Origin of the sequence: Massilia sp. (assembly GCF_046293535.1) — a bacterium.
Classification (GTDB): domain Bacteria; phylum Pseudomonadota; class Gammaproteobacteria; order Burkholderiales; family Burkholderiaceae_D; genus Telluria.
Map to the genome: position 1 here is coordinate 1 of NZ_JBKBOV010000079.1, position 6,704 is coordinate 6,704.

Annotated in this window: 7 protein-coding genes; all 7 read left to right on the forward strand. The window is 65.8% G+C overall.

What is annotated here, in order from left to right; all coding sequences use genetic code 11:
* Nucleotides 1-1,353, forward strand: a 1,353-nt coding sequence (locus ACK4S9_RS22930) for a chemotaxis protein CheA (protein WP_409730214.1), incomplete at its 5' end; no start/stop codon positions are given.
* Between the two features lie 244 nt (nt 1,354-1,597).
* Nucleotides 1,598-2,998, forward strand: coding sequence for a 3-isopropylmalate dehydratase large subunit (gene leuC / locus ACK4S9_RS22935; protein WP_409730216.1), 1,401 nt, complete (start codon nt 1,598-1,600; stop codon nt 2,996-2,998).
* Between the two features lie 41 nt (nt 2,999-3,039).
* The gene (locus tag ACK4S9_RS22940; protein ID WP_409730218.1) at nt 3,040-3,165 is read left to right on the forward strand and encodes an entericidin A/B family lipoprotein; all 126 of its coding nucleotides are present in this window, start codon (nt 3,040-3,042) and stop codon (nt 3,163-3,165) included.
* 27 nt (nt 3,166-3,192) lie between these two features.
* Nucleotides 3,193-3,840, forward strand: a complete 648-nt coding sequence (gene leuD, locus ACK4S9_RS22945; protein WP_409730220.1) for a 3-isopropylmalate dehydratase small subunit — start codon at nt 3,193-3,195, stop codon at nt 3,838-3,840.
* Nucleotides 3,841-3,854: 14 nt separating this feature from the next.
* On the forward strand, nt 3,855-4,925 hold the full coding sequence (gene leuB, locus ACK4S9_RS22950) for a 3-isopropylmalate dehydrogenase (protein WP_409730222.1): 1,071 nt from the start codon (nt 3,855-3,857) through the stop codon (nt 4,923-4,925).
* Nucleotides 4,926-4,947: 22 nt separating this feature from the next.
* Complete coding sequence (gene asd, locus ACK4S9_RS22955; protein WP_409730224.1) at nt 4,948-6,075, forward strand: aspartate-semialdehyde dehydrogenase; 1,128 nt, start codon at nt 4,948-4,950, stop codon at nt 6,073-6,075.
* Between the two features lie 325 nt (nt 6,076-6,400).
* Nucleotides 6,401-6,704: FimV family protein (locus ACK4S9_RS22960; protein ID WP_409730225.1), on the forward strand; the 304-nt coding region annotated here is incomplete at its 3' end.

Below are 6,704 nucleotides of genomic sequence, written 5' to 3' on the forward strand. Positions count from 1 at the left end.
GCCGCGATCGGCGCCGGCTCGGCGCCTGCCGCCGCCGTGGTGCCGGCTGCCGCTGCGGCGGCCGCGCCGGTGGCGGCCGACGTCCCGGCCGGCAAGGCTCCGGGCTGGGACGGCATCGAGCGCCGCGCGGCCGACAAGGTCGCCGATGCGCGCGCAGCAAGCGCGCCGGCCAAGGACGAAAGCATCCGTATCGACGCGGTCAAGCTCGACGCGCTGCTGGAAGTGGCGGGCGAATCGGTGCAGGCCGCCAACCAGGCCGCCGTGCTGCTCGAGCGCCTGCAGCAGTTCAAGTTCGAAGGCCCGGCCGCCGCCCTGATGGCGACGCTCACCGAGACCCTGGAGCGTGCTTCGCGCTACTCGGCCGAACTGCAGCGCGCCACGCTGGCGACCCGCATGCAGCCGGTGGGCCGCCTGTTCCAGAAATTCCCGCGCCTGGTGCGCGAGCTGGCCAAGGACCTCGGCAAGGATGTCGAGCTGACCATCGAAGGCGCCGAGACCGAAGTCGACCGCGTGGTGGTGGACAGCCTGTACGACCCGCTGGTGCACATGCTGCGCAACGCGCTCGACCACGGCGTCGAGTCGCCGGAAGAGCGCGTGGCCGCCGGCAAGCCGGCCAAGGCCTTCATCCTGCTGAAAGCATGGCAGGAAGCCAACAGCGTCATGATCGTGCTGCAGGACGACGGCAAGGGCATGGATCCGGTCAAGCTGCGCCGCAAGGCGATCGACAAGGGCCTGATCGGCGAGAACGGCGCCCCCAACGACGACGACGCCTACCAGCTGGTGTTCCTGCCGGGCTTCTCGACCAAGGAAGTGGCTTCCTCGGTGTCGGGCCGCGGCGTGGGCATGGACGTGGTCAAGACCGCGGTCGAGAAGAACCGCGGCGCGATCCGCATCGATTCCTCGCTCGGCCACGGCACCAAATTCGCGATCCGCCTGCCGATCGAACTGTCGATCGTCCCGACCATGCTGGTGTCGACCTCGAGCGCCTCGCTGGCGCTGCCGATGGCCGTCGTCGAGCGCGTGGTCGAGCTGCCGGAAGAGTTCCAGTGCGTGGGCGGCGCCCCGGTGCTGAAGGACCAGGGCCGCCCGCTGCCGGTGCGTTCGCTGGCCCTGGCGCTGGGCTACGAAGCCTGCTCGGAACGGGTCGGCATCGTCATCAACGCCCCGCAGCCCTACATCCTGGCGGTGGAAGCGGTGGACGGCACGGCCGACCTGGTGATCAAGCCGATGACCGCGCTGTCGGTCGAGGGCATCACCGGCACCGCGCGTTCGGCCGAGGGCGAGCTGGTGCTGGTGGTCGGGCTGTCCTTCCTGATGGACGGCTGCCGTTCGAACGTGCGTCTCGCGGCGTAAGTCATTACCGCAGTGCGCAAGGCGAACCCTGCGCCGCTCTGCGACAAAATCGCATACAAAAGCCTGCGCAAGCCCGCTCAGGCTTTTTTATTTGCATCATAAGTTGTCTATGCAAATAAAATTTGCATGATTTCCGGTTGATTGGCAGAAAAATGCGTTGCCCCGGCTTGGTGCGGCAGTGCACAATTATGGCATAATCAAAAATCGTCCCTGCATAAGGGGAGCCGCCTTCACCGGATAGACCATGCAAAAAACGCTCTACGACAAACTCTGGGATTCCCATGTCGTGCGTGCCGACGCCGATGGCACCACGGTCCTGTACATCGACCGCCACCTGGTGCACGAAGTCACCAGCCCGCAAGCCTTCGAGGGCCTGCGCGAGGCCGGCCGCGGACTATGGAGAACCTCGGCCAACCTGGCGGTGGCCGACCACAACGTGCCGACCACGGATCGCGCCCACGGGATCGCGGACCCGACCTCGCGCCTGCAGGTCGAAACCCTGGATGCCAATGCGAAGAGCTTTGGCCTGACCTATTTCGACATGAACGACAAGCGCCAGGGCATCGTGCACGTGATCGGCCCGGAGCAGGGCGCGACCTTGCCCGGCATGACCGTGGTCTGCGGCGACTCGCACACCTCGACCCACGGCGCCTTCGGCTGCCTGGCGCACGGCATCGGCACGTCCGAAGTCGAGCACGTGCTGGCCACGCAGACCCTGCTGGCCAAGAAATCGAAATCGATGCTGGTGCAGGTCGACGGCGAGCTGCCTCCGGGCGTGACCGCCAAGGACATCGTGCTGGCCGTGATCGGGAAAATCGGCACCGCCGGCGGCACCGGCTACGCCATCGAATTCGGCGGCTCGACCATCCGCGCCCTGTCGATGGAAGGCCGCATGACGGTCTGTAACATGGCGATCGAAGCCGGCGCGCGCGCCGGCATGGTCGCGGTGGACGACACCACCATCGAGTACGTCAAAGGCCGCCCGTTCTCGCCCAAGGGCGAACAATGGGAGCAGGCGGTCGCCTACTGGCGCACCCTGCACTCGGACGAAGGCGCCGCTTTCGACACCGTCGTCCAGCTCGATGCGGCGGACATCCGCCCGCAGGTCACCTGGGGCACCTCGCCCGAGATGGTCACCGCGGTCGACGGCCGCGTGCCCGATCCGAGCATGGAACCCGACGCGGTGCGCCGGGGCGCCATCGAAAAGGCGCTGGCCTACATGGACCTGGCCCCGAATACCCCGATCGAGAACATCGCGATCGACAAGGTCTTCATCGGCTCCTGCACCAATTCGCGCATCGAGGACCTGCGCGCCGCGGCGGAGGTCGTGCGCGGCCGCCGGCGCGCTCCCAGCGTCAAGCTGGCGATGGTGGTGCCGGGCTCCGGCCTGGTCAAGGAGCAGGCCGAGCGCGAAGGCCTCGACCGCGTCTTCAAGGAAGCCGGCTTCGAATGGCGCGAACCGGGCTGCTCGATGTGCCTGGCCATGAACGCCGACCGCCTCGAGCCGGGCGAGCGCTGCGCCTCGACCTCGAACCGCAACTTCGAGGGACGCCAGGGGCAGGGCGGCCGCACCCACCTGGTGTCGCCCGCGATGGCCGCCGCCGCAGGCATCGCCGGCCACTTTGTCGACGTACGCGCACTCTGAAACGTTCATACCGCTTTAACCGGAAATACCGAAGGAACATCATGAAGAAAACTTTCGCCCTCGCACTCGCCGCAGCATTCGTCCTCACCGGCTGCAACACCATCTCGGGCATCGGCAAGGACGTGCAGAAGGTCGGCCAGGTCGTCACCAGCGCCGGCGGCAAATAATCATTCAACAAGGAGCCGGGAGCGATCATGGATAAATTCACCGTACACGAAGGACTGGTGGCGCCGCTCGACCGCGCCAACGTCGATACCGACGCCATCATCCCGAAGCAGTTCCTGAAATCGATCCGCCGCACCGGCTTCGGCCCCAATCTATTCGACGAGTGGCGCTACCTCGACCACGGCGAGCCGGGCCAGGACTGCAGCACCCGTCCGCTCAATCCGGACTTCGTGCTGAACCAGCCGCGCTACGCGGGCGCCTCGATCCTGCTGGCGCGCAAGAACTTCGGCTGCGGCTCCTCGCGCGAACATGCGCCCTGGGCCCTGCAGCAGTATGGCTTTCGCGCCATCGTGGCGCCGAGCTTCGCCGACATCTTCTTCAACAACTGCTACAAGAGCGGCCTGCTGCCGGTCGTGTTGGACGAAGAGGCGGTCGAGGGCCTGTTCAAGGCCGTGGAGGCGAATCCGGGCTTCAAGCTGGCCGTGGACCTGGAACAGCAGCGCATCGGTTCGAGCGACGGCAGCATCTCCTACGGCTTCGCGATCGACGATTTCCGCAAGTACTGCCTGCTGAACGGCCTGGACGACATCGGCCTGACCCTGCGCCACGCCGACGACATCCGCGCCTTCGAGCAAGGCCACCTGGCCGCCCAGCCCTGGCTGGCCAACACGATCTGATAAAGAGAGACCGCATGAAAATCGCAATCCTGCCGGGTGACGGCATCGGCCCGGAGATCATGGACCAGGCGGTCAAGGTCCTGAACGCCCTCGGCGAATCCTTCGAGATGGAAACGGCCCAGGTCGGCGGCGCCGGCTACGCCGCCCACGGCCATCCGCTGCCCGAAGCCACCTTGAAGTTGGCCAAGGAAGCCGACGCGGTGCTGTTCGGCGCCGTCGGCGACTACCAGTACGACAGCCTCGAGCGCGCGCTGCGCCCGGAACAGGCCATCCTCGGCCTGCGCCGCGAACTGGGCCTGTTCGCCAACCTGCGTCCGGCGATCCTGTATCCGGAACTCGCGGGCGCGTCCACGCTCAAACCCGAGGTCGTCTCCGGCCTGGACATCCTGATCATCCGCGAGCTCACCGGCGACATCTATTTCGGCAAGCCGCGCGGCGTGCGCGAATGCCCCGACGGTCCCTTCGCGGGCCAGCGCGAAGGCTTCGACACCATGCGCTATGCCGAAGGCGAGATCCGCCGCATCGCCCACGTGGCCTTCCAGGCCGCGCGCAAGCGCGGCCGTCGCGTGACCAGCGTCGACAAGGCCAACGTGCTGGAAACCTTCCAGTTCTGGCGCGACATCGTCACCGACGTGCACCGGGAATACCAGGACGTCGAGCTCGAGCACATGTACGTCGACAACGCGGCCATGCAGCTGGTGCGCGCGCCGAAGAAGTTCGACGTCATCGTCACCGGCAACATGTTCGGCGACATCCTGTCGGACGCCGCCGCCATGCTGACCGGCTCGATCGGCATGCTGCCCTCGGCCTCGCTCGACGCGAACAACAAGGGCCTGTACGAGCCCTCGCACGGCTCGGCGCCGGACATCGCCGGCCAGGGCGTGGCCAATCCGCTGGCGACCATCCTGTCCGCCGCGATGATGCTGCGCTTTACGTTCGGGCGGGTCGAACAGGCCGAGCGCATCGAGAGCGCGGTCAAGCGCGTGCTGGCGCAGGGGCTGCGTACTCCCGACATCTACGAAGCAGGTACCAGCAAGGTCGGTACCGAAGAGATGGGCAATGCCGTAGTGGCCGCCCTCCAATAATTTACATTCCAAGGAAAGCAAAATGAAACTAGTTGGCCTGGTTGGCTGGCGCGGCATGGTGGGTTCGGTCCTGATGCAGCGCATGCAGGAAGAGGGCGATTTCGACCACATCGAGCCGGTGTTCTTCACCACCTCGAACCCGGGCGGCGCCGCACCGAAAATGGCGAAGAACGAGACCACCCTGAAGAGCGCCACCGACATCGCCGAGCTGGCCAAGTGCGAGATCATCATCTCGTGCCAGGGCGGCGACTACACGACCGAGGTGTTCCCGAAGCTGCGCGCCAGCGGCTGGAACGGCTACTGGATCGACGCCGCCTCGACCCTGCGCATGAACGACGACGCCGTGATCGTGCTCGACCCGGTCAACAAGGACGTCATCAAGAACGCCATGTCGCGCGGCGTGAAGAACTTTATTGGCGGCAACTGCACCGTGTCCTGCATGCTGATCGGCCTGGGCGGCCTGTTCGAGCAGGGCCTGGTCGAGTGGATGACGTCCATGACCTACCAGGCGGCATCGGGCGGCGGCGCGCAGCACATGCGCGAGCTCTTGACCCAGTTCGGCACCATCAACGGCGCGGTCAAGCCGCTGCTCGACGATCCGGCCTCGGCCATCCTGGAAATCGACCGTACCGTGCTGGCCACCCAGCATGGCCTGTCGCCCGAGGAGACCAAGCAGTTCGGCGTGCCGCTGGCCGGCAACCTGATCCCATGGATCGACAAGGACCTGGGCAACGGCCAGTCGAAGGAAGAGTGGAAGGCCGGCGCCGAGACCAACAAGATCCTGGGCCGCGGCGAAGGTTTTGGTTCCAGGGCCATTCCGGTGGACGGCCTGTGCGTGCGCATCGGCGCGATGCGCTGCCATTCGCAGGCGCTGACCATCAAGCTGACCCGCGACGTGCCGCTCGACGAGATCAACGACATCATCGCCTCGCACAACCAGTGGGTGAAGGTGGTGCCGAACACCCGCGAAGCCTCGATGCGTGAGCTGTCGCCGGCCGCCGTGACCGGTGGCCTGGGCATCCCGGTGGGCCGCCTGCGCAAGATGTCGATGGGTAATGATTACCTGTCGGCCTTCACCGTCGGCGACCAATTGCTATGGGGCGCCGCCGAGCCGCTGCGCCGCATGCTGCGTATCGTGCTGGACAAGTAATCCGCATCCGCGGGGCCAATCCTCCCTGGCCCCGCGCAGCGTGTTGGCAGCCTTGCCACATCCGCTATAATATTGCCAAGCGCTTGTAATCAATCGCTATCAAACACGCCTCACATCGGTCATTCTGGCCACATATCCCCGCCGACTCCGACCAGCTTGTGCGCTGGAAGCTTGCATGCTCTAGAGCATGATGATATGTTGAGACTCCTAGGAAATCGTCTTTCCTCTGGCCAACTTTCTTTCACTGCCGACTATGCATTTTCCTCACCGTCCTCCGCTCATGGCATTTGCGCTGAAATCAGTCACCGCGGCCGTGGCAAGTGCCGTGCTCCTGTCGTCCGCCGCCTCGGCGGCCGGCCTCGGGAAACTGACGGTGCTGTCGGCACTCGGCCAACCGCTGCGCGCCGAAATCGAACTGACGACGACTGCCGGCGAGGATGCCTCGAGCATGGCGGTGAAGCTGGCCTCGCCGGAAGCCTTCCGCGCGGCCAACATCGAATTCAATCCGGCCCTGCTGTCGCTGCGCTTCAACGTCGAGCAGCGCGCCGGCCGCCAGTTCATCCGCGTCAGCTCGACCCAGCCGCTGAACGAGCCCTTCGTTGACATGCTGATCGAGCTGTCATGGAACA

Coding starts and splice junctions, on each gene's coding strand:
- ACK4S9_RS22940 (WP_409730218.1), top strand. CDS start 3,040: ATGAAGAAAACTTTCGCCCTCGCACTCGCCGCAGCATTCGTCCTCACC.
- leuC (WP_409730216.1), top strand. CDS start 1,598: ATGCAAAAAACGCTCTACGACAAACTCTGGGATTCCCATGTCGTGCGT.
- asd (WP_409730224.1), top strand. CDS start 4,948: ATGAAACTAGTTGGCCTGGTTGGCTGGCGCGGCATGGTGGGTTCGGTC.
- leuB (WP_409730222.1), top strand. CDS start 3,855: ATGAAAATCGCAATCCTGCCGGGTGACGGCATCGGCCCGGAGATCATG.
- leuD (WP_409730220.1), top strand. CDS start 3,193: ATGGATAAATTCACCGTACACGAAGGACTGGTGGCGCCGCTCGACCGC.